The 21,496-nt window shown below is 68.9% G+C and carries 26 protein-coding genes; 19 read left to right on the top strand and 7 right to left on the bottom strand.

Annotation, left to right across the window (positions count from 1 at the left end; translation table 11 throughout):
* The 4 genes from VEB62_RS03565 to VEB62_RS03550 all read left to right on the top strand — a co-directional run.
* Positions 1-301: DNA-directed RNA polymerase subunit alpha C-terminal domain-containing protein (locus VEB62_RS03565; RefSeq protein WP_324795473.1), on the top strand; the 301-nt coding region annotated here is incomplete at its 5' end.
* Between the two features lie 104 nt (positions 302-405).
* Positions 406-825 carry a 50S ribosomal protein L17 gene (rplQ, locus tag VEB62_RS03560; protein WP_324795470.1) on the top strand — a complete coding sequence of 140 codons (420 nt, stop codon included), beginning with the start codon at positions 406-408 and terminating at the stop codon, positions 823-825.
* A 190-nt stretch (positions 826-1,015) separates the two neighbouring features.
* Positions 1,016-3,409 (top strand): TonB-dependent receptor, encoded by a 2,394-nt coding sequence (locus VEB62_RS03555; protein WP_324795468.1) that lies wholly within the window; start codon positions 1,016-1,018, stop codon positions 3,407-3,409.
* A 158-nt stretch (positions 3,410-3,567) separates the two neighbouring features.
* Positions 3,568-4,038 (top strand): GNAT family N-acetyltransferase, encoded by a 471-nt coding sequence (locus VEB62_RS03550; RefSeq protein ID WP_324795465.1) that lies wholly within the window; start codon positions 3,568-3,570, stop codon positions 4,036-4,038.
* A gap of 213 nt (positions 4,039-4,251) precedes the next feature.
* Here VEB62_RS03550 and VEB62_RS03545 read toward each other — a convergent pair whose 3' ends face one another.
* Entirely contained in the window at positions 4,252-5,124 is an 873-nt protein-coding gene (locus VEB62_RS03545; protein ID WP_324795463.1) for a hypothetical protein, read from the bottom strand.
* Complete coding sequence (locus VEB62_RS03540; RefSeq protein ID WP_324795460.1) at positions 5,114-6,025, bottom strand: ABC transporter ATP-binding protein; 912 nt, start codon at positions 6,023-6,025, stop codon at positions 5,114-5,116. Before VEB62_RS03540 ends, VEB62_RS03545 begins: the two co-directional genes overlap by 11 nt.
* 206 nt (positions 6,026-6,231) lie before the next feature.
* Between VEB62_RS03540 and VEB62_RS03535 the strand changes: the two genes are divergently transcribed.
* Entirely contained in the window at positions 6,232-7,605 is a 1,374-nt protein-coding gene (locus VEB62_RS03535) for a trypsin-like peptidase domain-containing protein (protein WP_324795457.1), read from the top strand.
* Here the strand turns inward: VEB62_RS03535 and VEB62_RS03530 are convergent.
* Positions 7,602-8,024, bottom strand: coding sequence for a VOC family protein (locus VEB62_RS03530; protein ID WP_324795455.1), 423 nt, complete (start codon positions 8,022-8,024; stop codon positions 7,602-7,604). The genes VEB62_RS03535 and VEB62_RS03530 overlap by 4 nt on opposite strands.
* 1 nt (position 8,025) lies before the next feature.
* Positions 8,026-8,448, bottom strand: coding sequence for a VOC family protein (locus tag VEB62_RS03525; RefSeq protein WP_324795452.1), 423 nt, complete (start codon positions 8,446-8,448; stop codon positions 8,026-8,028).
* Between the two features lie 73 nt (positions 8,449-8,521).
* On the opposite strand from VEB62_RS03525, the gene VEB62_RS03520 reads away from it, so the two are divergent.
* The 5 genes from VEB62_RS03520 to VEB62_RS03500 all read left to right on the top strand — a co-directional run bounded on the left by VEB62_RS03520 (position 8,522) and on the right by VEB62_RS03500 (position 12,547).
* On the top strand, positions 8,522-9,826 hold the full coding sequence (locus VEB62_RS03520) for a replication-associated recombination protein A (RefSeq protein ID WP_324795449.1): 1,305 nt from the start codon (positions 8,522-8,524) through the stop codon (positions 9,824-9,826).
* A 166-nt stretch (positions 9,827-9,992) separates the two neighbouring features.
* Positions 9,993-10,715: a hypothetical protein gene (locus VEB62_RS03515; RefSeq protein WP_324795446.1), complete on the top strand. Its 723-nt coding sequence runs from the start codon at positions 9,993-9,995 to the stop codon at positions 10,713-10,715.
* A 48-nt stretch (positions 10,716-10,763) separates the two neighbouring features.
* Positions 10,764-11,213, top strand: a complete 450-nt coding sequence (locus VEB62_RS03510) for a hypothetical protein (protein ID WP_324795444.1) — start codon at positions 10,764-10,766, stop codon at positions 11,211-11,213.
* Positions 11,214-11,251: 38 nt separating this feature from the next.
* The gene (locus VEB62_RS03505) at positions 11,252-11,977 is read left to right on the top strand and encodes an RluA family pseudouridine synthase (RefSeq protein ID WP_324795442.1); all 726 of its coding nucleotides are present in this window, start codon (positions 11,252-11,254) and stop codon (positions 11,975-11,977) included.
* A gap of 60 nt (positions 11,978-12,037) precedes the next feature.
* Positions 12,038-12,547, top strand: coding sequence for a CC0125/CC1285 family lipoprotein (locus tag VEB62_RS03500; protein ID WP_324795440.1), 510 nt, complete (start codon positions 12,038-12,040; stop codon positions 12,545-12,547).
* 3 nt (positions 12,548-12,550) lie between these two features.
* Here VEB62_RS03500 and VEB62_RS03495 read toward each other — a convergent pair whose 3' ends face one another.
* Entirely contained in the window at positions 12,551-13,768 is a 1,218-nt protein-coding gene (locus tag VEB62_RS03495) for a hypothetical protein (RefSeq protein WP_324795437.1), read from the bottom strand.
* A 144-nt stretch (positions 13,769-13,912) separates the two neighbouring features.
* Positions 13,913-14,353, bottom strand: coding sequence for a DUF2214 family protein (locus tag VEB62_RS03490; RefSeq protein ID WP_324795434.1), 441 nt, complete (start codon positions 14,351-14,353; stop codon positions 13,913-13,915).
* 47 nt (positions 14,354-14,400) lie between these two features.
* Here VEB62_RS03490 and crcB point away from each other — a divergent pair, with 47 nt between their 5' ends.
* The 4 genes from crcB (at position 14,401) to VEB62_RS03470 (ending at position 17,170) form a co-directional block, all read left to right on the top strand.
* Positions 14,401-14,796 (top strand): fluoride efflux transporter CrcB, encoded by a 396-nt coding sequence (crcB, locus tag VEB62_RS03485; RefSeq protein WP_324795431.1) that lies wholly within the window; start codon positions 14,401-14,403, stop codon positions 14,794-14,796.
* The gene (locus VEB62_RS03480) at positions 14,793-15,827 is read left to right on the top strand and encodes an RluA family pseudouridine synthase (RefSeq protein ID WP_324795429.1); all 1,035 of its coding nucleotides are present in this window, start codon (positions 14,793-14,795) and stop codon (positions 15,825-15,827) included. Before crcB ends, VEB62_RS03480 begins: the two co-directional genes overlap by 4 nt.
* Positions 15,824-16,510: an HAD-IA family hydrolase gene (locus VEB62_RS03475; RefSeq protein ID WP_324795426.1), complete on the top strand. Its 687-nt coding sequence runs from the start codon at positions 15,824-15,826 to the stop codon at positions 16,508-16,510. Before VEB62_RS03480 ends, VEB62_RS03475 begins: the two co-directional genes overlap by 4 nt.
* A 96-nt stretch (positions 16,511-16,606) precedes the next feature.
* Positions 16,607-17,170 carry a hypothetical protein gene (locus tag VEB62_RS03470; protein ID WP_324795423.1) on the top strand — a complete coding sequence of 188 codons (564 nt, stop codon included), beginning with the start codon at positions 16,607-16,609 and terminating at the stop codon, positions 17,168-17,170.
* Positions 17,171-17,172: 2 nt separating this feature from the next.
* Here VEB62_RS03470 and VEB62_RS03465 read toward each other — a convergent pair whose 3' ends face one another.
* Positions 17,173-17,691 carry a hypothetical protein gene (locus tag VEB62_RS03465; protein WP_324795420.1) on the bottom strand — a complete coding sequence of 173 codons (519 nt, stop codon included), beginning with the start codon at positions 17,689-17,691 and terminating at the stop codon, positions 17,173-17,175.
* 84 nt (positions 17,692-17,775) lie between these two features.
* Between VEB62_RS03465 and VEB62_RS03460 the strand changes: the two genes are divergently transcribed.
* The 5 genes from VEB62_RS03460 to VEB62_RS03440 all read left to right on the top strand — a co-directional run bounded on the left by VEB62_RS03460 (position 17,776) and on the right by VEB62_RS03440 (position 21,371).
* A complete protein-coding gene (locus VEB62_RS03460) occupies positions 17,776-18,546 on the top strand; it encodes an ATP12 family chaperone protein (protein ID WP_414641976.1) in 771 nt (256 codons plus the stop codon).
* Between the two features lie 79 nt (positions 18,547-18,625).
* A complete protein-coding gene (locus VEB62_RS03455) occupies positions 18,626-19,084 on the top strand; it encodes a hypothetical protein (protein WP_324795417.1) in 459 nt (152 codons plus the stop codon).
* Positions 19,081-19,407 (top strand): transcriptional regulator, encoded by a 327-nt coding sequence (locus tag VEB62_RS03450; RefSeq protein ID WP_324795414.1) that lies wholly within the window; start codon positions 19,081-19,083, stop codon positions 19,405-19,407. Before VEB62_RS03455 ends, VEB62_RS03450 begins: the two co-directional genes overlap by 4 nt.
* A gap of 105 nt (positions 19,408-19,512) precedes the next feature.
* Positions 19,513-21,045, top strand: a complete 1,533-nt coding sequence (locus tag VEB62_RS03445; RefSeq protein WP_324795411.1) for an acyl-CoA carboxylase subunit beta — start codon at positions 19,513-19,515, stop codon at positions 21,043-21,045.
* Positions 21,042-21,371 carry a hypothetical protein gene (locus VEB62_RS03440; RefSeq protein WP_324795408.1) on the top strand — a complete coding sequence of 110 codons (330 nt, stop codon included), beginning with the start codon at positions 21,042-21,044 and terminating at the stop codon, positions 21,369-21,371. The genes VEB62_RS03445 and VEB62_RS03440 overlap by 4 nt, the downstream gene beginning before the upstream one ends.
* Positions 21,372-21,496 lie beyond the last annotated feature (125 nt).

Here is a 21,496-nt window from a genome sequence, read left to right as displayed (position 1 = left end):
CTCCGCGATCGAGATCGCGGCGGGCTCGCAGCCGAACGAGGTGCTCTACCGCCCGGTGGACGAGCTCGAGCTCTCGGTGCGCTCGGCCAACTGCCTGAAGAACGACAACATCGTCTACATCGGCGACCTGATCCAGAAGACCGAGGGCGAAATGCTTCGCACCCCGAACTTCGGCCGCAAGTCGCTGAACGAGATCAAGGAAGTGCTGGCGACCATGGGGCTCAGCCTCGGCATGGACGTGCCGAACTGGCCGCCGGAAAACATCGAAGACCTGGCCAAGAAGTTCGACGACCAGATCTAGTTTCAACCCTCCGCCCAAGGCCCCTTCCGGGGACGCGGAGCGGTTAGAATGAGAGAACCCCAGGTCCGCTTTCGTGGAAACCAGGGTGAGTAGGAGAGACCCCGATGCGCCACGGCGCCGCCTATCGCAAGCTCGGTCGCACGAGCGCTCACCGGACCGCCATGTTCGCCAACATGGCCGCGTCGTTGATCAAGCACGAGCAGATCACCACGACCCTGCCCAAGGCGAAGGAGCTGCGTCCCTTCGTCGAGAAGCTGGTCACGCTCGCCAAGAAGGGCGACCTGCACGCCCGCCGTCAGGCCATCAGCCACGTCCGCGACGTGCCGCAGGTGGGCAAGCTGTTCGAGACGATCGGCCCGCGCTACGCCGACCGTAACGGCGGCTATATCCGCATCATGAAGGCCGGCTACCGCCACGGCGACAACGCCGCGATGGCCGTCATCGAGTTCGTCGACCGCGACGTCGCCGCCAAGGGCCTGGACTCGGGTCCGGTCTACGCTGTCGAGGGCGACGAAGAAGCCTAAGTCCCGGCCATTGGGCCAGGACGAAAGGGCGGCCGGTGCGAACCGGCCGCCCTTTTTTCATGTCCGCGACGCGTGGCCTGAATGTGGCAATTTTGAGACAGAAGCTTCGCGGGAATCAAATATCAACGTTATCTCAGGATCACTACGGGCCGGGCCTGCCTTTCACGAGTCTCATGAGAGGGGGGGCGTCATGCGTCACCAGGCAGGGTTCAACGGCTTGCAGCGGTCCGCGCTTCTTGCGGCGACTTCACTGGCGGCGGTCTTCGGCGCCCCGTCGGTTGTATTGGCGCAGGATCCGGGCGTCACCGAGGTGGAAGAAGTCATCGTCACCGGCAGCAGACGCGCGTCGACGGTCCAGGACGTTCCCTTCTCCATCAACGCCCAGACGCAGGAAGACATCCAGCGGTCCGGCGCCGTCAATCTGGAAGATCTGTCCCGCAACGTCGCCGGATTGACCATCCAGAACCTCGGACCAGGGCAAAGCCAGGTCTCGGTGCGCGGAGTCTCGGCCGGTCAGGTCGTTCGAGACCAGCCGGGCGTGAAGGAGCAGGTCGGCGTCTATCTGGACGAGTCGGTGATCTCACTCTCGTTGTTCACGCCGGATCTGGACCTGTTCGACCTGAACCGGGTCGAAACCCTACGCGGTCCGCAAGGGACGCTCTTTGGCTCGGGCTCGGTCGGCGGCACCATCCGCTACATCACGAACCAGCCGCGGCTGAACGAGACGGGCGGCCTGCTGGAGGGCAACGTCAACTTCGTCGATGGCGACTCCATGGGGGGGCACGTCAAGGGCGCCGTCAACGCGCCGATCAGCGACGTGCTGGCCTTGCGCGCCGTCGCCTATCACACGGACTACGGCGGCTATATCGACGCCTTGCGGGAAGGCGGGGGTCGGGAGGAGAACGTAAACGGGGGTCACCGGACAGGCGGCCGCGTCGCCCTGCTCTTCCAGCCCAACGACCGGGTGAGCATCACGCCGCGCCTTGTCTATCAGGAGATCCGGGCCGACGGGTTCAACCGACAGGAGGCGTTCAACCTGTTCGCCAACCCCTTCACGACGACCCGGCCCGCGATCACGCTCGGCGAGCGTGAACAATACCTGCTGCTGGACGAGAGTTTCGCCGACGACACGGCGCTTGCGGATATCACCGCGACGTTCGACCTCGGAGCGGTCTCGCTCGACTCGGTGACCAGCTACATCGACCGCAACATCGTCCTGAACCGTGACGCCAGCTCCCTGACTGGCAGCGTGTCGGTCGACCTTGGCTATCCGAGCGCGGCGGTGACCCTGCCGTCGACCCTCGTCGACACCACCGACCTTCAGCAGTTCTCCCAGGAATTGCGATTGAGTTCCAACGGGGACGGCCCTTTCCAGTGGCTGGTGGGGGCGTTCTATTCGCAGGTGGATCGTCAATACAGCCAACGCCTGCCCACGCCGGGTTATGACGCGTACACCGACGCCCGCTTCGGCCCCGGCACCTCGGCGGCCGTCGCCAACGGCTTTCCACTGAACTCGCCCTACAACGCCGACCTCCCGTACGACATCGAGCAGATGGCCGTGTTCGGCGAGGCCAGCTACAACATGGGCCGGCTGACCATCACGGGGGGCGGCCGCTTCTACGACTTCTCGGAGGAACGCCGCTTCACCTCCGGCGGATTGTTCGCCAACGGCGATGATCAGGTCGACGAGACGTCCTCGAACGGTTTCACCCCGCGGGTTTTGCTCAGCTACGAGGCGACGGATTCGATCACTCTGAACGCCCAGGCCGCCCAGGGTTTCCGCCTTGGCGGGGTCAATGATCCGCTCAACCTGCCGCTCTGCACCCCGGAGGACGCCGCCATCTTCGGCGGATTCCAGTCCTACGAGGACGAGACGCTGTGGAACTATGAGGCCGGGGTGAAGTCGCGCTTCAGCGGCATGACTTTCAACGCGGCGGCCTTCTACACCGACATCGAGAACCTGCAGACGACGCTGGACGCCGGCTCCTGTTCGTCGCGCGTCGTGTTCAACGTGCCCAAGGCCCACACCATGGGTCTGGAAGCCGAATTCTCCGGCGAGATCGCGCCCGGCTTCGAGATCGGCGTCTCGGGCAGCCTGGTCGAGGCCGAGTTCGACTCTACCGTCCGGGACGGGTCGGGGGCGGTCATCGGCGGCATTCGCGAAGGCAATCGTCTGCCGTCGGTCCCGAAGTTTCAGATCTCCCTCAACGCCACCTACACGCGCCCGATCAGCGCGAGCGCCGACGGCTACATCACGGCCTCGTTCCAGCATGTCGGCAGCCGCTATACCCAGGCCAGTGACCAGGAGAACAACCCGCGCAGCTTCGTCTCGGGCTTGCCGTTCGGCGGCGCGTCCGGCGCCGATGCGACGGTCCTGGACCTCGAACTGCCCAGCTATGAGATCTTCAACCTGAGCGCCGGGGTCGAGATGGACAACGGCGTCGACGTCGTCGTCTACGTCAACAACCTGTTCGACGAGAACCCGCTGCTGTCGTTCGACCGGGAGCGCGGCGGCCGGGCCCGGCTCGGCTATACCGTGGGCCAGCCGCGCATCGTCGGCATGACCGTGCGCAAGGCCTTCTGACGTAGACCGGAGTCGAAAAACCTAGGGGCGGCCGGAGCGATCCGGCCGCCCTTTTCCTTGACGCCGTGGCGGTGAGGAAACCATGGGCCACGAAGACTGGGCGGGCGCCTTCCGGGAACGCGCCTCGCTCCCCAGATGAGATCAAACGGGGGTCTTCCATGCCTGCAGCCGACGTCGCCATTGAACGCTACCGCTCCGATCACGCCGCCGCCTGGCGATCGCTGAACGAGGACTGGCTGATCGCCGGCGGCTATGTGCTGGAGCCGAAGGACCAGCTGGTGCTGGGCGATCCCCAGGGGGCGATCCTCGACAAGGGCGGCGCCATCTTCATCGCCGCGCGGGACGGCGTTCCGGTCGGCTGCTGCTCCCTGATGACCATGGCCGACGGCGGCTACGAGGTCGGCAAGATGGCCGTGATCGAGAGCGCGCGCGGCCTGAACCTCGGCTGGCGGCTGCTTGAGGCCTGCGAGGCGCACGCCCGTGCCGCGGGCGCCCCACGCCTGTATCTGGAGACCAACAAGGCCCAGACCCACGCCATCGCCCTGTACCGCCGCTTCGGCTTCGTCGACCTGCCGCCGCAGCCGACGCCCTACGCCCGCTGCGACGTGTGGATGGAAAAGCGGATCTAGCGGACGAAGGCCTCGTAGAGCACGGCGGTCCAGATCAGCACGGCGCAGAGGACGCGGGCGATCCGGTCCCGGAGGGGGCGGCGCGGCGGGGGCGGGAGTCTGTCGGATAGCGGCATCGGCCAGTGTAAAGCCGATCCGCAGCGTGCCGGAAATCGATTAATCCGCGCCGCTTTGTGAGCTGAGATCACATACGAGGACGCGTCGGCGGGGCGGCTACTCTTTCGACAGATCCTGCCGTTTGAACCAGGCGATCGAGGCTCCCAACGGGAGCAGGGTCCACAGCGCCAGGCCGACTATGGCCGGCCACAAGGCTGCGGCGGTGATCGGCGCTGGTGTGATGCCCGGGACCAGCAGGGTCTTCAGGGCGTCATAGGACAGGCCGGGCATGAGCAGCTGGGCCGCCCACCCGTCCGGATGCAGGCCCAGAAACGCCATCAGCGGCGGGATGCCGAGGATGGATTGACCGAAGCCGAGAGCCAGCGGCACGAACAGCGCCGCCAGCATCGAGCGTGTCACGATCGCGGTCAGCAGACCGATGAGGCCGAACTGGACGATACGGATGCAGGACAGCAGCCAGATCAGCAGGGTATCGCCCGCTTCGGCCAGGCTCATGTCGAAGCTGAGTGGACGCTGATAGATGATCGCCTGGCTTGCGAAGAATAAAAGGCTGGCGACCAGCAGGACCAGCATGGTGGCGAGCGCCAGGACCTTCATGACGCCCACCTTGCCGAGGATCAGCGAGGTGCGGTCGTTTCGGGCGCTGATCAGCCGCCAGCTCTCCCACCGATAGTCCCCGGCGTAGACGGTCGCGCCCGCGATCAGCATGAAGACGAGGATCATCCCGCCGAGCTTGGCTTCCGCCGCGAGGTTGGCGGTGAAGGTCAGGGCCTCGGCCAGGTTCACCGGCGAGACGGGCATGGTCGGCAAGTTCGCGCCGGCAGCGAGCTTGTCGCCTTGAGCCTTGTTGAGGTGGTAGGCGATGCCGCCCACTGCGAATAGCAGCGGCGTGAAGATCACGCTCCAGAACACCGTCATACGGTTCTTCGACAGGCGGTAGCCTTCGGCGCGAATGGCGTCAGCCAGCATGGATCGTCTCCGGCGCCTGCACGGCGCCCGTCTCGGTGAAGAAGATGGCTTCGAGATCGGTGCCGACCCAGCGGGCCTCGTGGATGTCGACCCCGGCCCCGGCCAGGGCGCGGATCAGCGCCGGCCCCTCGGCCCGCTTGATGTCGGCGAGGACGGCGTCGCCCTCGGCCGCACCTTTCGAGCCGAGGACCTCGAGCACCTGGGCCTGCTGGGTGACGGACAGGCGCAGCCGCTCGCCGACGGCGGTCAGTTCGCTGACCGCGCCCTCGCGCACCAGCTTGCCCTTGTTGAGGATGGCCACCCGGTCGCAAACGCGCTGGACCTCCAGAAGCTGGTGGCTGGCCAGGACGACGGTGACGCCTTCATGGTCGGCCAGGGCGCGGATCAGGGCGCGCATCTCCTGTATGCCGGGAGGATCCATGCCGCTGGTCGGTTCGTCGAGGATGATCAGTTCGGGGTCGCTGAGCAGGGCGGCGGCGACGCCGAGCCGCTGCATCATCCCGACCGAGAAGCCGCGCACCCGGCGGTCGGCGGCCTCGGTCAGTCCGACCCGCTCCAGCCAGCGGGGGATGTCGGCGGCGCCGGTGATGCCCTGCGCCCGCGCCAGCCACTCCAGCACCTGCCGCGCGGTCAGATAGGGCGGGAAGCGCGGCGTCTCGATCATCGAGCCCATGCGGCGCATCGCGGCGACGTCCCCGACCCCGCCGCCCATGACGATGGCGGTCCCGTCGGTGCTTCGGATCAGGCCGAGCAGGATGCGGAACAGGGTCGACTTGCCGGCCCCGTTGGGGCCCAGCACGCCATAGACGCCGCCCCTGGGGATCGACAGGTCCAGCCCGTCGAGGGCGCGCACGGTTCCGTAGGTCTTGGCCAGCCCACGCGTCTCTATAACAGCGGTCATGAGGCAGCTTGGCCTCGCGCCGCTGTCCGGCGCAAGGCGGGTCGGCATTAAGCTTCGGCAATGTGCGGTTGCGAGCCGGTTGCGCCAGGCCGCACCGGGGCGGAACGTGAGGAAAACGTAACCGTTTGAGCTCGCACGCGCCTTGATCGCGTCCAAAAGACCGGGCGAAATCGGCGTATCGGACCCTTCATTCCAGCCGGATCATGATGAAGACCAGCACGCTCGCTCTCGCTCTCGCCCTGACTCTCGCCGCCTGCGGACGGTCCAACGACACCCGCGCCCAGGACGGCGTCTTCGCCGACAACCGCGTCCTGCCCGGCGACGCCCTGTCGATGAAGGCCAGCTTCGCCCCCGTGGTCCGCGAGGCGGCCCCGGCCGTGGTCAACATCGCGGCCATCGGCGTGCAGCAGGTCCGTGATCCGTTCTGGGGCATCCCCGGCCAGCGCCAGACGGGCTCGGTCGGCTCCGGCGTCATCGTCCGCGCGGACGGCGTGGTGGTGACCAACAACCACGTCATCGAGGGCATGCAGCAGATCCGCGTCACCCTGAACGACCGGCGCGAATTCTCCGCCCGCGTCGTTCTGGCCGATCCGCGCTCGGACATCGCCGTGCTTCAGCTCGAGGGCGTCAACGAACGCCTGCCGACGCTGAACATCGACGATCGCGAGGAACAGCAGGTCGGCGATCTGGTGCTGGCCATCGGCAACCCCTTCGGGGTCGGCCAGACGGTGACCAACGGCATCATCTCGGCCCTGAACCGCACGGAAACCGGCATCTCCGACAGCGGCTCCTTCATCCAGACCGACGCGCCCATCAATCCGGGCAACTCGGGCGGGGCGCTGGTGGACATGGACGGCGACCTGATCGGCATCAACACCGCCATCTTCTCGCGCTCGGGATCCTCTTCGGGGGTCGGCTTCGCGGTCCCGGCCACCATGGTCCGGCGCGTGGTCGATTCCGCCGTCGGCGGCGCCACCGCCGTGGTCCGTCCGTGGCTGGGCGTGAAGGGCGATACGATCAGCGCCGACATCGCCCGCAGCCTCGGTCTCGACCGGCCGCAGGGATTGGTGGTCACCGACGTCTACGCCGGCGGCCCGGGCGACCGCGCCGGCCTGCGGGAAGGGGACGTCATCACCGCCATCGACGGCGCCGAGGTCAACGATCAGGGCGGTCTCAACTTCCGCGTCGGCACGCGCGCGCCGAACGACACCGTGCAGGTCAGCGTGCTGCGCGACGGACGGCCCCAGACGCTGAACGCCCGGGTGCAGCCGCTGCCGGGTGATGCGGACATCGACCGGGCCACCGTCATCCGGTCCGGTGTTCTGAGCGGGGCGCAGGTGCTCGCGCTCAATCCGGCCTTGGCCGACAGCCTCGGCGGCGATCCCTTCGCGACCGGCGTCATCGTCGGCCGGGTCCAGCGCGGCAGCTACGCCAACCGGAGCGGCCTGCAGGGCGGGGACATCATCATGGCGGTGAACGGCCGCGCCGTGACCTCGGTCGACCAGCTGGCCGATCTGGCTCGCGGTTCCGAGGTCGTCATCGAGCGGCGCGGCCGGCGCATCACCGGCGTGATCCGCTAGCCTTGGTCCCGTTTCGGTCCCGTCAGCGACCAGACATGGCCGAACGGGTCACGCAGCTTGGCGTGGCGGCCGTAGAACTCGTCGACCGGCTCGCGGATCGTGCACGCCCCCTCGGCCCGGGCCCGCTCCAGCCAGGCGTCGACGTCGTCGACCGCCAGCGCCACCGTGACCGTCGTCCCGCCCAGACTGTCCGGCGCCAGCGTCCCGATCTTTCCGATCATCTCCGGAAACTCGTCGGCGACATAGATCGAGCCGCCGTTGGCGAGCGTCAGCATGGCGTGGCCCAGGCGGCCGTCCTCCATGTCGTAGCGGTTGACCTCCCGCGCGCCGAAGGCCCGCACATACCAGTCCAGGGCGCGATGCCCGTTGCCCACCATCAGATAGGGGACGACCGGCGGATCGGGCGGGACGTAGGCCATGCTATTTCGCCTTGATCGGACTCCCGATCGACCAGCTGTGGCCGAACGGATCCTTCAGCTGGCCGTAGCGGTCGCCCCAGAACTGGTCGTCCAGCGGAAACACCGGCACCGCGCCGGCCAGCAGGGCCCGGTTCCACCATTCATCGGCGTCGTCGACCTGCAGGTGAATGGTCACCCCCTTGGGGACGATGTCCTGTTCGCCGCCGTATTCCGGGAACTCGTCATTGAGCAGGACGCTGCCGCCGTTGATGCGCAGATGGGCGTGCATCAGCCGCTCGCCGTCCTCGGCCAGATGGCGGATCAGCTCCTCGGCCCCGAAAGCGCGGACATAGAATTCGATCGCCGCCTGCCCGCCGCGCGACGGGATGGTCAGGTGCGGGGCGACGCCCGTGGTCGGCCCCTGGGCGTTGTGGTCCTCGGCCATGGCGCGGTCTCCGTTGAGCCTGACCATACTAACGCGTGAAAACCGCGACGGTTACGCCTATCTCTGATCCTCCATGAGCGACCTGTTCGAAGCCTCCGGCATCCATCCCCCCGACGCGCCGCTGGCCGACCGCCTGCGCCCCCGCACGCTCGACGAGGTGGTGGGCCAGGAACATCTGCTGGGAGAGGGCGGGCCGATCCGGCGCATGGTCGAGGCGGGGCGGCTCGGCTCGATGATCCTGTGGGGACCGCCGGGCACCGGCAAGACCACCATCGCCCGTCTGCTGGCCCAGGCGGCCGGCTACCAGTTCCAGTCGCTGAGCGCCGTCTTCTCCGGCGTCGCCGACCTCAAGAAGGCTTTCGAGGCCGCCCGCATGCGCCGCGCCGCCGGCCAGTCGACCCTGCTGTTCGTCGACGAGATCCACCGGTTCAACCGCGCCCAGCAGGACGGTTTCCTGCCGTTCGTGGAGGAGGGGGTCGTGACCCTCGTCGGGGCCACGACCGAGAACCCCTCGTTCGAATTGAACGGGGCGCTGCTGTCCCGTTGCCAGGTCTATGTGCTGAAACGGCTCGACGACGCGGCTCTCGATCAACTGTTGATTCGAGCCGAGGCGCAGGAGGGCAAGACCTTGCCGCTCACTCCGGAGGCGCGTCAGGCCATGCTCGCCCTGGCCGACGGCGACGGCCGCTACCTGCTGACCATGTCCGAGGTCCTGTTCGACCTGACCTCGGCCGACCCGCTCGACGTCCAGGCGCTCGCCGGCGTCCTGCAGAAGCGCGCGCCGGCTTACGACAAGAGTCGAGAAGAGCATTATAACCTCATATCTGCGCTGCATAAATCGGTTCGCGGCTCCGACCCGGATGCGGCCCTTTACTGGCTGGCGCGGATGCTCAACGGCGGCGAGGATCCGCTCTATCTGGCCCGTCGCATCGTGCGCATGGCGGTCGAGGACATCGGCGAGGCCGACCCCCTGTCCCTGCTGGTCGCCAATGCGGCGAAGGACACCTACGACTTCCTTGGCTCTCCCGAGGGCGAACTGGCCCTGGCCCAGGCCGTGGTCCACCTCGCCACCGCGCCCAAGTCGGTCGGCGTCTACGAGGCCTTCAAGGCGGCGAAGCGGGCGGCGGCCGAGACAGGTTCGCTGATGCCGCCGGCGCACATCCGCAACGCTCCGACGAAGCTGATGAAGTCGCTCGGCTACGGCAAGGGCTACCAGTACGACCCCTCGACCCCCGAGGGCTTCTCCGGCGCCAACTTCTTCCCCGACGGCATGGAGCGCCGCGTCTTCTACGCGCCCAAGGGCGAGGGCCACGAGGCCAAGGTCAAGGAGCGGCTCGAGCGCTGGGCGGCGCTGCGGGCGGGCGACGACCAGGGTTAGCGTCGCTTTCCCATCGCGACACCGCGCTATTCGGTGAATGCTCAGGGTTTGCTCATGCCGCTCACCGCGCTCTGGATCAGGGTGGAGACCTTGATCACAGGAGGGAAAGCGGATGGCGGCGAAGGCAACGCGGGGCGACGGGCGGTGGCTTACGAGGGCGGCGCTGGTGCTGGTCGTCCTCGGCGGAGGGCTGATCGCGATGGCGGCGACGACGCCCTGGCACACGGATGCGAACGCCTATTTCGAAGGTTTGAAGGGGATTCGCGAGAGCCTGTACGACGATACGGGCGGGACAGGCGGGATGGACTCCTTCGATCGGGCGTCGCGCGATTTTCATGCGCTCCAGGACCGATACGAGACGCCCAAATGGCTCTACGCCGACCTGGGCTATGCGGCGATGGCGTGGTCGCTGCTGCTGTATGTGGCCGCAGTCGGCGGCTGGCGTGCGACGAGGCGGGTGACCGTCGTGGTTCCCCTCAGCTTGGCGTTGCTGGTGACCGGGCTGTTCGCTTCGGCGTTTCAGGCCGTGGGGCGCGAGCAGGTCCCAGAATGGGCCGATACCCTCGCCATTCCCCTGATGGGCGCGGTCGGCGTCGGCATCGTCCTGCTGCCGGTCGTTCTGGCTCTGGCCCTCGCGCCGATCCTGTTCACCCGGCGAGATCCTGTCGTCCTGTGGTCCGTGGTCGGGCGGCGGTGGGGAACCTCGCTTGTCGTCAGCCTGATGTATCTTGCCCCCGCCGGTCTCGCGGTGCTCGCGGTTCTCGTTGCATGGCAAACCGGAGGCTGGGCGATCTCCACCGGCGGAGCGGTCATGCTCTGGCTTCTGCTCAACGCCCGGGCGATCTGGCTCGGCCGCTCGACCCCGGTATCCACGCAACCGTTGCCGTAACGGTGTTTTCGGATCATTCTCCCGCATCGGAATCCTTGGGAGGGGACCATGACCGACACGACTTCCATGACCACGCGCACGCCCTGGCACCTGTGGGTGGTGGGCGTGGTGAGCCTGCTTTGGAACGGCTTCGGGGCCACCGACTTCGCGATGACCATGGTCAACCGCGAGGCCTGGTTCGAGATGATGAAGGTGACTCCGGAACAGGCGGCGCTGATGGCCGCGATGCCCGCCTGGACCTATGTCGCCTGGTTCGCCGGCACCTGGGGGGCCTTCCTGGGGACCTTGGCCCTGTTGTTCCGGTCGCGTTGGGCGGTCCAGTTGTTCCTGGTTTCGCTGATCGGCCTGGCCATCAGCCTGGTCTATAGCTACGGCCTGTCCGAGGCGGGCGCCTCGATGGGACAAAAGGGCGTCATCACCTACGCCTGCATCACCGCCGGCGCGCTGTTCTTCCTCTGGTACGCCTGGACCATGGGCAAGAAGGGCGTGCTGCGCTGAGGGCTGACGGGGGAGGGCGGTTCGCGTAAGCACGCGCGGTGACCGACCGCTCCCCCGTATCCCTCTCCGAAGACGAGATCGCCGCCGTCCGTTCGTGGGTGATCCACGAGGACCCGCAGGTGCTCGTCCTCAACAAGCCCGCGGGCCTGTCCAGCCAAGGCGGGCGGATCAAGGCGCACACCCTGGACGATCTGCTTTGGGCCTTCATGCGCTCCAACGGCAAGCGGCCCGAACTGGTGCATCGGCTCGACCGCGACACCTCCGGCGTCATCCTCGCGGCCAAGACCAAGCCGGCCGCCGGCTTTCTCGGCAAGGCGCTGCAGATGCGCCGCTTCCGCAAGACCTATCTGGCCCTCGTCTCCGCCGCGCCCGAGCCTCGCTCCGGCATGATCGACGCCCCGCTGGTCCGGCAGGAGATCGGGCGCGAGAGCTATATGCGCGTCTGCGCCTTCGACGCCCCCGGCGCCCAGGGCTCGCAAAGCCGCTACCGCACCCTGTCCGCCTCCGAGGACGGCGCCCTGGTCGAGCTGGAGCCGCTGACGGGGCGGATGCACCAGCTGCGCGTGCACATGGCCCATGTGGGCCGTCCGCTCGTCGGCGACCCCCGCTACGGCGGCGCCCTGACCTTCGCCGGCCGGGCCGCGCCGCGCCTGATGCTGCACGCCGCGAAGCTGACCTTCCCCCACCCCGAGGGCGGCGACCGCACGGTGAAGGCCCCGTTGCCGGCGGATTTCGAGGCGTTGAAGGCCGCGGCAGCGCTCTAGGGCGACGGAACGAACAGGGCCCGTGACGCGCTTTTTCGGCAGCACGCCCGGAGCTCCGCCATGAACCGCCTGACCCTGCCAATTCTCGCCGCCGCCGGCCTCGCCCTGTCGGCCTGCGCCAGCCTCGCCCCCTACGGCCCGCAGGTCTCCGCCGGCGGACAGGGCTATGTCGAGCAGCGCATTGAATCCAACCGCTTCCGCGTCACCTACAACGGCGTCGGTCATCCCGGGCCGGTGGCCGACTACGCCCTGCTGCGGGCGGCCGAACTGACCACGGCGCAGGGCTACGACTGGTTCGAGGTCACCCAGCGCTGGACCGACGGCCGGCCCGACAGCGCCGGCGGCTTCCGGCCCAGCGTCGGCGTCGGCTACGGCTCCAGCAGTTACGGCGGCCGCTACGGGAACTACCGCAGTTCCGGCGTCGGCGTCGGCGTCGGCCTGAATTTCAGCGGCCCTTCGCCGACCTCGACCTCGCTGGAGGTGGTGATGGGCAACGGCGAGCGCCCCGACCGCCCGAACGCCTATGACGCCCGCGGGGTGCAGGACAGCCTGCGCGGTCGTCTCCTCTAGGCGTTAACGCCCGCCGCGTGTCAGCGCCCGGTATTCGACCAGCCGCTCCTTGTCGCGCCGCACCTGCTCGCCGACCGCGTTGTCGACGTCCAGCGAGGCGTATCGGACCCAGCCGTCGACGCCCAGCTTGTCCTGGATCGCCGTCACCGGCGTCCGCCAGCGGAAATAGGACAGCCAGGTCACGAGCCCGCCGATCAGCACCGCCACGGCCTGCAGGCCCCGGAAGGCCGCCTCGCGCCCCTCCGGCGCCGGCTCCAGCGCGAACACGGCCAGCCAGACCAGCAGCACCAGCGGCGTCGTCAGCCGCGCGAACCAGCGCATCCAGTAGCGTTCGCGGCGCACCCGCCACAGCTCCATCTGCACGTGCTTCTCGAGGTACTCCATGCGCGCGCCCAGCCACATGGTCAGCCGGGTCAGGAACATGGCGCGCTGGCCCCAGCCCTTGCCGTCCTGCTGGAACTGGGTCTCGGCCTGGTCCGACAGGGCGCGGGCGTTGGTGAACAGGTTCTGGATCTCGCGCGTCCGCTGCACGATCTCGCGCGACAGCTCGTAGGAGTCGTTCTCCAGCCGGAACCGGTACTGGATGAACAGGATGGCGTTCAGGGCCCAGAAGCCCCCCAGCACCAGCAGCATGCCGCCTCCGGCCAGCGCGAGGCCCATGGGGTTGGTTCCGGTCCACTGCGCGAACTGGGTCGGGCCGAAGGTGGCCAGCAGCATCAGCCCGACCAGGGCCAGCGCCTGGTTCAGCCGCTTGACCGCGACGTGCACGCACAGCGCCCTGAACACCGTACGCCCATAGGCGTGGATGCGGCTGCGGATGTCCTGCTCGGCCGGGAACCGCTCCTCGATCTGGCGCGCGAACAGCACGTGGAAGCGGTCGGGTTTCCCCTCGGTCTCCCAGAAGGGGAAGATGTCCAGCGGCTGGTTGAAATACTCGTCGATGTGGGCCGAGATGTTGGCCACCACGGCCGGATCGGTGGAGAAATAGTCGCTGTCGCTGATCGGCCGGGTGATGCCCTCGTCGGAGCGCGACGGCCCCAGCCCGCGCGGCGGACCGGAAGGGGGAATGGCGCGCTCGGCGTGATCGGCGGCCCCCGGCGGCGGCGGATTGGCGTCGCCCAGCGGTGCAGACAGGCGCGCGTCGAAGCCCTGCCCGCCGTGGCCGCCGTCGAGCGGCGCCCCGTGGGCGTGGTGAGCCTGGCTGTGGTCGTCGTGCGACATGGCGCTTCCGGCGGTCCTCTGATCTCGGTCGGCCAGCCTGGCAGATCGCCGGGGCGGGTCGAGGCCCTTCTCTCACGACGCGAAGCCGCGCCGTCGGCTCCCGGTATCGCCGTTAACCGAACCGTCCGGCAAGTGAAGTTTCGGTCAGAACGGCCAGCGCGCCATCGCCGCCGCGAAGCCCAGCAGCGGAACCAGCAGCAGCGCCTGCAGTCCGACCGCCAGCCGCGCCCGCTTCAGCTGGTCCGCCGGCGGAACGAAGCCCGCGTCGCCCGCCGCCGCCTTGCGCCAGCGCAGGAACAGCAGCGTCGGCGCGACGGAGACCAGGCCGATCGCCGCGAACATGGCGATCTTGGCCCAGAAGAACGGATTGGCCTCGTAAAAGGCCCAGCCCTTGCCGCCCCAGATCACCCGGCCGACGCCGATGACGACCACCAGCCCCGCTGTCATCCCGAACCGCGCGTCCAGCCTGGCCAGACGGGACACGTCGACCACCGGCGCCCGGAGCATCGCCCCCTCCATCGCCAGCGTGGCGACGAGGCTGAAGACGGCGAGGTGGTGGAGAATGGCGAGGATGAGGTCGAGCACACGGGCCTCCTTCGTTTTGCCGCCGAGTCCAGTATAAGCCCCGCACTATGACACGACTTCTGATCGTTGCGGCCGGCGGAGCGCTCGGAGCCATGGCGCGCTACGGCGTCGGCGTCTGGGCTTTCCGCCTGTTCCCGGCCTCGGCCTGGCCGTGGGGCACACTCGCCGTGAACATCGTCGGCGGCCTGCTGATGGGCCTGCTGGCCGGCTGGCTGGCCTTCCGGGGCGGGCTTCACACCGAGTCCATCCGCCTGTTCGCCGCCGTCGGCGTGCTGGGCGGCTTCACCACCTTCTCGGCCTTTTCGCTGGAGACGGCGCTGATGATCGAGCGCCGCCAATTCGCCATGGCCGGCAGCTATGTCGCCCTGTCGGTGGTCCTGTCGATCGCCGCCCTGTTCATCGGCCTGATGGTCGCCCGCCGCGCCTTCGGAGCCGCCCTTTGACTGACGAACCCATCCAGGACGCGCCCGACGCGCCCAAACGCGAGGTCCAGACCCTCTATGTGGCCGAGGCCGAGGACGGCATCCGGCTGGACCGCTGGTTCCGCCGGCGCTGGCCGCACCTGTCCAACATCCAGGTGCAGAAGATGGCCCGCAGCGGCCAGATCCGCGTCGACGGGGCCCGCATCAAGCCCGAAGGCCGCCTGACCGCCGGGGCCGCGGTGCGCGTGCCGCCGATCCCCGACGACACCTCGCGTCAGGCGGGCGACGCCCACACCCTCAGCGCGCAGGACATCCGCTTCGCCAAATCCCTCGTGCTCTACGAGGACGAGATGGTCATCGCCATCAACAAGCCCCACGGCCTGGCTGTGCAGGGCGGCACCAAGACCAGCCGCCACGTCGACCGCCTGCTGTCGGCCTGGGGCGAGGGGATGGAACGGCCGCGGCTGGTGCACCGGCTCGACCGCGACACCTCCGGCGTCCTGCTGCTCGGCAAGGGTCCCGAGGCGGCCAAGCGTCTGGCCGGGGCCTTCGCCCGGCGTCAGGCGAAGAAGACCTACTGGGCCATCGTCATCGGCAATCCCAAGCCCGCCGCCGGCCAGATCGACATGCCGCTGAAGAAGACCGGTATCAACGACTTCGAGATGATGCGCCCCGCCGACCGCAAGGACCCCCGGGCCGAGCCGGCCGAGACCGCCTTCGCCACCATCAGCCGCGCCGCCCACCGCGCCTCGTGGATGGCCCTGCGCCCCTTCACCGGCCGCACCCACCAGCTGCGCGCCCACATGGCCGCCATCGGCCATCCGATCCTCGGCGATCCCAAATACGGCGACGACAAGTCGCGCGAGCTGTCGGGCAATCTGAAGCTCCAGCTCCACGCCCGCCGCATCGAGCTGGACCACCCCTCCGGCGGCAAGCTGATCGTCGAGGCCCCGCTGTCGCCCGAGATGAAGGCCGGCTTCGCCCATTTCGGCTTCGAGGAGGCCGAGGGCAACGAGAGCGATCCGTTCGAGGGCGTGAGGCGGATTCGATGACCCGCCCCCTCGCAGTCTTCGACATCGACGGCACCCTCGTCGACAGTCGCGCCTCCATCCACCGCGCCGCCTGCGAGGCCGCGCGCGACATCGGCCTGCCCGAGCCGGACTACGACCGCGTGCGCCAGATCGTCGGCCTGTCGCTCGATCACGCCATGGCGGTGCTGGAGCCGGGCCTGAGCCCCGAAGATCTGGCCCGTTTCATCGCCGGCTTCCGCGCCAGCTTCAACCGCATGTACGAGGCGGGGCACGAAGAGCCGCTCTATCCGGAGGCCATGGCCACCCTGCGCCGGCTTCACCGCGACGGCTGGCGTCTGGCCCTGGCCACCGGCCAGAATCGCCGCGGCGTGGCGCGCAACCTGGCCCGTGAGGGCTGGGCCGATCTGTTCATCTCGTCCCATTGCGCCGAGGACGGCCCCGGCAAGCCCGATCCCGCCATGCTGCACGCGGCCATGGCCGCCTGCGACGCGGAGCCTGAGAGCACCGTCATGATCGGCGACACCGCCCATGACATCACGATGGCGATCAACGCCGGCGTCCTGCCGCTCGGCGTCGCCTGGGGCTTCCACACGGTCGAGGAGCAGAAGGCGGCCGGCGCGCGGCATGTCGCGGGCACCTTCGGCGAACTGTGCGTCGTACTGGACGGCTTCGCCGCCCGCGCTCCCGTCTCGAGAGTCGCCTGAGCCTTCGCGGTTAGTCCACCGCCCGGGGGTGACTCGGCTCCGCGGACAGGCGAAGCTCCTGCAGCGGCCCGGGGACCGCTTTTTCAGGAGAAGACGATGGCCGGTTTCCTGCGCGCGGGATCTGTTCTCTGTGCTCTGGTTCTGGCTCTTGCGGCGATGACGGCTCCGGCGCTGGCGCAACAGCCGCCTCCGGCGGCGGCCGAGCGCGACGGAGGGCGGGATTTCGACTGGGAAATCGGCGAATGGACCACGCGGCTGTCGCGCCTGCAGCGGCCGCTCAGCGGCTCCACGACCTGGGTCGAGTATCAGGGGACCACCGTGGTCCGCCCGGTGCTGGGCGGCGGCAATCTGGTTGAGCTGTCGGTCGAGGGGCCGGCGGGGCGGATCGAAGGCGTCTCGCTGCGTCTCTATGATCCGGACGCCCGGCAGTGGAGCCTCAATTTCGCCGGCGGCGGCGTGCTCAGCCCGCCCGTGTTCGGCGAGTTCAGGGACGGCCGCGGCGTCTTCTTCGGCCAGGACACCTGGGCGGGGCGGGCCATTCTGGTCCGGTTCGTGATTTCCGACATCACCGCGGATTCCGCGCGCTTCGAACAGGCCTTTTCGGCCGACGGCGGGGCGACCTGGGAGGTCAACTGGATCGCGGTCGACACCCGTCGCTGAGCCTAGCTGGCGCAGGTCCAGACCGCGTCGAAGGTTTCGTGTCGGCCGCCCGAGGTGGCCGTGACGCGCACGGGGCGGCTCAGCGAGCTCTCCGGCCCGGCGACCGCCTCGCCGAGGTCGGGGGCGGCGTCGATCCGGATCACCGCGCCGCCGCCTTCAAAGCGGCCTCCGCGCGCCATGTCGCTGATCTCCCTCAGCGGCGCGCCGGTCAGGTCGACCACCTCGCCGTCCACCCTTGCCACGGCGTCGCCGATGACCGCGACCACCAGCTCCGCGCCGCCGCGTGACAGGCTGCAGCCCGCGCCGTTCCGGAGCCGGTTTTCGAAGTCGGCCCGGCTCAGCCCCGACAGGATCGTCGGCGCGGCCGCGGGCGCCGCGGGGCCGCCGGGCGGCTGCGGCGGGACCGGCGTTCCCGTAGCGGGCCGGCTGTCGGCCGGCGCCACATCACGGGGCGTGGACGTCGGCGCCTCGCACCCCGCCGCCAGCAGGGCCAGCCCGGCGAGCGGGATCAGAGTCTTCATCACGGTCTCCATCGGGTCCCAACGTCTGATCCGGCGCGACGCTCCACGTGCAAGCAGGCCGCCGAGCGTATAAGGACAGCGCCGATGAAACCGCCCCTCTCCATGTCGCTCGATCCCAACGTCGCCGCCCGCAAGGGCTTCCGCGAGTCCGAGGAGCGCCTCAAGCGCTTCTGGAAGGCCGTCGACGTGGCGGAAGGGGAGGGCGGCTGGAGCGTGACCCTCGACGGCCGCACGCCGAAGACCCCCGCCCACGCCCCGCTGCGCCTGCCGACCGAAGCCGCCGCCCGCCTCGTCGCCGACGAATGGGCCGCCCAGGGCGAGTTCATCGAGCCGGGGACCATGCCCGCCACCCGCCTCGCCTCGACCGCCATCGACCGCGTCAGCCGGGCGCGCGAGCCGGTCGCCGACGAGATCGCCGCCTTCGCCGGCTCGGACCTGCTCTGCTATCTGGCGGACCACCCGACGGCGCTGGCCGTCGAACAGGCCCGCGAATGGACGCCGTGGCGCGACTGGGCGGCGCTGGAGCTGGGCGTGGTGCTCGAACCGGCCGAGGGCGTCGTCCACCGGCCCCAGGACCCCGCCGCCATCGCCCGCGTGCGCGAACTGGCCCTGCGCCTCGACGACTTCGCCCTGACCGGCCTGGCCATGGCCACGCCCCTGCTGGGTTCCGCCGTCCTCGCCTTCGCCGTCCAGCGCGCCGTCCTGTCCGGCGAGGCCGCCTTCGATCTCAGCCGCCTCGACGAGGCCTTCCAGGAACGCCAGTGGGGCGTCGACGCCGAGGCCGCCGACCGCACCGCCGCCCGCCGGGCCGAGGCGGCGCTGATCGACCGGTGGTTCCGGGCGCTGGAGGGCTAACTTTCCAGTGTGGAAAATTATCACTTGACGATCTGGAAAGTCGCCATCACTTTCCAGATCAGAAAGTGAGAACCCGCTGATGTCCGAAGACCCGACCCCCGCCGAAGCCCTCGAGGCCATCGCCCGCTCACGCCGCGCCGTGCATGACCGCGTCGCCACCGGCGGCTGGCGCTATGACCTGACCTACGCCGCCATCGTCGCCGGCATGATCGGGGGCCAGGCCCTCGACAACCCGTCCAACGTTCTCGCCAGCACCCTCGGCGTCCTGGCCCTGGTCGGCGTTTTCCAGCACGAGAGCCGCCGCACCGGCCTGCGCATCACCGGCGTGTCGCCGCGCCGGGCCCGGTGGGTCGCCATCGCCATGGGGCTGATCCTCGCCGCCGTCATGCTGGGCCTGGTCTATCTGAGGCGGACGGCCGCCGACCTCCCGGTCGCCCTGATCGGCGGCGGCGCCGCGGCGGTCGCCTTCGGTCTGGCCCTCGCCGGCTCGCGCCTGTGGCGCCGCGTCTACCGGGCCGAGATGGGGGCGGGGGAATGAGCCGGGTCCCGCAGTTCGACCCGGTCATCCACGCCCCCGGCCGGCTGCAGATCTGCGCCATCCTGTCGGCCGCCGACGAGGCCGAGTTCGCCATGGTCCGCGACGCCATCGCCGTGTCCGACTCGGTGCTGTCCAAACACCTCAAGCAGCTGGAGGAGGCGGGCTACATCAGGCTGCGCAAACAGGCCCATGCGGGGCGCCAGCGCACCTGGCTGTCGCTGACCTCCGTCGGCCGCGCCGCCTTCGCCGCCCATGTGGCCGAGCTGCAGCGGCTGGCGGGGCTGACCGCGCCGACCCTGCTCGGCGAGGGGTTTGCGGGCTAGAAATCCTCCCCCGCAGGGGGAGGGGGACCGTCCGAAGGACGGTGGAGGGGGTGCTTGCCACCGCACCCGCCTCTCCTTAAGCCTCGCGCCCAGGGAGACCCGACCATGCAAGACATCCTCGAACAGCTCGAAGCCCGCCGCGCCGCGGCCCGCCTCGGCGGCGGCGAGACGCGCATCGCAAGCCAGCACGCCAAGGGCAAGCTGACCGCGCGCGAACGCATCGAGGTGCTGCTCGACGAGGACTCCTTCGAGGAGACCGACATGTTCGTGGAGCATCGCTCGCACGACTTCGGCATGCGCGACCAGCGCATCCCCGGCGACGGCGTGGTCACCGGCCGGGGCACGATCGGCGGCCGTCTGGTCTATGTCTTCTCCAAGGACTTCACCGTCTTCGGCGGCTCCCTGTCGGGGGCTCACGCCGCCAAGATCGTCAAGATCCAGAAGATGGCCCTGACCAACGGCGCCCCGATCATCGGCCTGTTCGACGCCGGCGGCGCCCGCATCCAGGAGGGCGTCGAAAGCCTCGCCGGCTATGCCGACATCTTCCTCCAGAACACCCTCTCCAGCGGCGTCATCCCCCAGATCAGCGTGATCATGGGTCCCTGCGCCGGCGGCGACGTCTACAGCCCCGCCATCACCGACTTCATCTTCATGGTGAAGGACACGAGCTACATGTACGTGACCGGCCCCGACGTGGTGAAGACCGTCACCAACGAGGTGGTCACCCACGAGGACCTCGGCGGCGCCCGGGTCCACGCCGGCAAGTCGGGGGTCGCCGACGGCGCCTTCGAGAACGATCTGGAGGCTCTCAGCGAGGTCCGCCGCCTGATCGGCTTCCTGCCCCTGTCCAACCGGGAGAAGCCCCCGGTCCGCGACTCCTACGACGATCCCGAGCGCGACGAGCCCAGCCTCGACACCCTGGTTCCGGCCAATCCGAACCAGCCCTACGACATCAAGGAGCTGATCCTGAAGACGGTCGACGAGGCCGAGTTCTTCGAGATCGGCCCGGACTTCGCGAAGAACATCGTCACCGGCTTCGGCCGCCTCGACGGCCAGACCGTCGGCGTCGTCGCCAACCAGCCCCAGGTCCTGGCCGGCGTCCTCGACATCGACTCCAGCCGCAAGGCTGCGCGGTTCGTCCGCTTCTGCGACGCCTTCGACATCCCGCTGGTCACCTTCGTCGACGTGCCCGGCTTCATGCCCGGCACGCGTCAGGAGTACGGCGGCCTGATCAAGCACGGCGCCAAGCTGCTGTTCGCCTACGCCGAGGCCACCGTGCCCAAGCTGACCGTCATCACCCGCAAGGCCTATGGCGGCGCCTATGACGTGATGAGCTCCAAACACCTGCGCGGCGACGTCAACTACGCCTGGCCCTCGGCCGAGATCGCGGTCATGGGGGCCAAGGGCGCGGTCGAGATCATCTTCCGCAAGGAGGCCGGCGACCCCGAGGCGCTGGCGGCGCGCGAGGCCGAGTACAAGGCCCGCTTCGCCAATCCGTTCGTGGCGGCGGGGCTGGGCTATATCGACGACGTGATCATGCCGCACGGAACGCGCCGGCGGCTGATCCGGGCGCTACGGACGCTGAAGAACAAGCAGCAGGAGAACCCGTGGAAGAAGCACGATAATATTCCGCTATGACACCTCATTCCGATATCGCTTCTGTATTGCCTTGGGCGTTCGATCTTGGTTCGCAAGACCGGGAAGGATTGACGCGGCGTCTGAAGTTCGAGGTCACGCTTGGCCATCCGCTGTGGGGATTGGATCCGAGCGTCATAGGTCGCAGCGCTGCCAACGATGATGTCGTGGCGGCGCTCAACGACGGCCGCTATGCGATTGTGCATCTCGTGTGGGGCGCGTCGCCCGGAGATTCACAGTGGCCAGCGACTTCCATCTTCTCCACCGCTAGCGAGTTGTCCAAAGCGATGCACGAGTGGTCTCGCGAAGCTGGTTTCCTTGACGAGTGAAGACTTCACACCTTCTCACCGTCCAAATCGAGGCGGTCAGCGTCTTTGAACCTGGTTGAGAGGCCGAGAGCCCGCTGACCAACCTCCTCTTCCTCTGCGCCCGCAACCGCCTCCGCTCCCCCACG

The sequence above is a fragment of the Brevundimonas sp. genome (genome assembly GCF_035626975.1).
GTDB lineage: Bacteria > Pseudomonadota > Alphaproteobacteria > Caulobacterales > Caulobacteraceae > Brevundimonas.
Note: the sequence above shows the minus strand (reverse complement) of the source record. Positions and strands in the feature narration are given on the sequence as shown.